This is a genomic window from Pseudomonas sp. RIT623, from assembly GCF_004519305.1.
Lineage (GTDB): Bacteria > Pseudomonadota > Gammaproteobacteria > Pseudomonadales > Pseudomonadaceae > Aquipseudomonas.
In genome coordinates, this window is sequence record NZ_SOZA01000086.1 from 1 (window position 1) to 1,002 (window position 1,002).

Genomic DNA, 1,002 nt, shown 5'->3' on the forward strand with positions numbered 1-1,002 from the left:
TACAGCTCGCCGGTTACACCGACGGGCACGGGCTGACGCTGCTCATCCAGCACATAGACCCGGGTGTTGGCGGTCGGTTTGCCGATATGCAGCGCCCCGCCCGGCTGAAGCACCCCGGAGGTCGCCACCACGGTGGTCTCGGTCGGGCCGTAGTTGTTGACCAGCTGGAAGCCTGGATCACGTTCGAAGTGGCGCAGGCGGTCACCGCCGACCAGCAAGGTACGCAAGGTCGGGTGCTGACGCTCGCGGCGCAACGCCTGTTCGGCCACTGGCGTCGGCAGGAAGCTGACGTGCAGCGGTTGTTCCAGCCACCAGTCCAGCAGTTCGTCGACGTGTTCGCCGCCAATGTGCGCGGGCGGCAGGTGCAAGGTTGCGCCGGCGCACAGGGCCGGCCAGGCTTCCCAGGCCATGGCATCGAAGCCGAAGCCCGCGACGCTGGAGGTCTGGCTGCCGGCCCCCAATTCGAAGGCCTGGCAGTGCCAGTGCACCAGGTTGGCCAGGGTGCGGTGCTCGACCATCACCCCCTTGGGCTGGCCGGTGGAGCCGGAGGTGTAGATCACGTAGGCGAGTTGTTGCTCATCCAACCCCTCGACAACCGGGTTGCTGTCCGGCTGATCCAACCAGGCATCACTGTCGATTGCCACGCTGGCTACCTCCCCCACCAACCCGGCAGTAGCGGCCTCGACCAGCACCAAGGTCGGTGCGCTGTCGCTGAGCAGGTAGGCGATACGCTCTGCCGGATAGGCCGGGTCGACCGGCACATAGGCCGCGCCGGCCTTGAGCACCGCCAGCATGGCGATCAAGCGCTGCGGGCCGCGCGCAAGGCACAGGGCCACTCGATCACCGAGCAGCACGCCACGAGCGATCAGGTGATGGGCCAGGCGGTTGGCGCGCTGGTTCAACTCGCCATAGCTCAGGCGCTGCTCGCCCTGCACCAGCGCCAGGGCGTGTGGCGCCTGGGCTTCGACCAACGCCTGGATCACCTGCCCTTGCGCATAGGCC

At 67.8% G+C, this 1,002-nt stretch carries 1 protein-coding gene; it reads right to left on the bottom strand.

The genetic code is table 11. The annotated features are described in order from the left end of the window. On the bottom strand, window positions 1-1,002 hold a 1,002-nt coding region (locus tag E3U47_RS24755), incomplete at both ends, for an AMP-binding protein (protein WP_167659536.1).